This window comes from Phascolarctobacterium succinatutens YIT 12067, from assembly GCF_000188175.1.
Taxonomy (GTDB): Bacteria; Bacillota; Negativicutes; order Acidaminococcales; family Acidaminococcaceae; genus Phascolarctobacterium_A; species Phascolarctobacterium_A succinatutens.
The window spans coordinates 1-1,641 of the sequence record NZ_GL830856.1; the positions used below are offsets into that span (position 1 = coordinate 1).

A 1,641-nucleotide genomic window follows, 5' to 3' on the forward strand; every position below is an offset into this window, starting at 1 on the left:
GCTAGCGTAAAGTTTTTGTAGGAAAAACGGGAAATAAAAATGAAAGAGAACACCAAATTGTGTTATGATTAAGTGACCAAACAAAAACAAATACACAATGGAGGTGTTCTCTTTGCATACTAGTATACAACGTTTTGTCGCATTTGGCACTTATAATTTGCAAAAAGCTATTGAAAAATTTATTTCCCATCCGGAAGACATAGCTAGCTTTGTTAACGATGTTCAACAAGAAGTTCTGAAGTTTGGTCTGGATATTATTTCTGAGACGTTGGAGGATTGCAACCAATTCCTCGTAGAAAGTGAAGCAAGAAAGCAGAAATGGCATGTAGTTCGTACTGACTTGAAGCAGCTACTTACTTCCATGGGACCAATTATATTTCATAAAACTCTATTTAAACATAAGGCAACTGGCAAGAGCGAGTATCTTTTAGATAAATATCTAAAGATAGAGAGCCATGAACGTATTAGTGAGGACGCCAAGGCATGTATCCTTAAAGAAGCTTCTCAGACCTCTTACCGGAAAGCAGGTGAAAACGCCAGCATTCTGGATATGGTGAGCAAACAGGCCGTTATGGACATAGTCCATGAGTTGCATTTCCCCAAAGAGAAATATAGCGGGGAGAAAAAGGTAGTAAAATACCTTTATGTAGATGCTGACGAGGACCATATTGCATTACAGAAGGCAGGAGAATTGCATTCTACAATTACCAAAATGGTATATGTCTACGAAGGCATAGAGTCTGAATATCCTGGAAGCAAACGCAGGAGATTAGTAAATCCACACTACTTCTGTGGCCTATATTCAGGCAAGGAGAATAAAAGGTTATGGGTACAAGTATATAGATATATTGAACAACATTATGATTTAGATAAGATAAAAAGAATTTATATAAATGCGGATGGAGGTATGTGGATAAAAACAGCCTTGTCACACCTAGATAAGTCTAAATATGTTTTGGATGGTTTTCATCTTAACCAAACCCTGTTTAGGATGACAGCATGCCTTAAAGGAGCAGCAGGAGACGCAAGAAGTAGAATTTGTTCTCTGATTGCAGCAGGAAAACCAAAAGAATTGCAGAAATTAGTAAAGAAAATAGCAGAAGGAACGGATACCAAAGCGGATGAGAAGAGGCTATTGGATGGTCTAGATTATCTTCTGAATAATTTCAAAGCTGCCCAAGCTAGATTAAGTAGGGCCAAAGGACTGGTGGCATGCAGCGCAGAAGGGCATGTGAGCCATGTATTGAGCGCTAGAATGAGTAGTAGGCCAATGGCGTGGAGTTTGGTAGGTGCTGATGCAATGGCAAGGCTCAGAGCATACAGCTTGAACGGCGGAAAGATGATAGATCTTGTTAGATTCCAAAAGAAGCCTATTGAAATCGAAGAAGATGAGATTTGCTTTACACCACAACAAATGATTGCTTTTGAAAACAAAGCTCGCAGACCCTATGGTAAATATTTTGATGGAATTCAGTGTGGAGTAAGCTCCCAGACCATTAAAAAGATGTGGTTCCAACACCAAGTTAGACTTTGAGAATGCTTGGCGGCCCTCGAATGGTATGCCAAGCTCGAATAACTTAATTAGTAAGACAAAATTGGTGGAGTCTGTCCTTTTGATTCCTACAGTAAACTGACGCGGCC

1 protein-coding gene is annotated in these 1,641 nt (G+C 39.5%); it reads left to right on the plus strand.

Annotated features, from left to right (window positions below; translation table 11 throughout):
• Positions 1–112: 112 nt before the first annotated feature.
• Positions 113–1,534, plus strand: coding sequence for an ISLre2 family transposase (locus HMPREF9443_RS01825; RefSeq protein ID WP_050787089.1), 1,422 nt, complete (start codon positions 113–115; stop codon positions 1,532–1,534).
• The last annotated feature ends 107 nt before the right edge of the window (positions 1,535–1,641 follow it).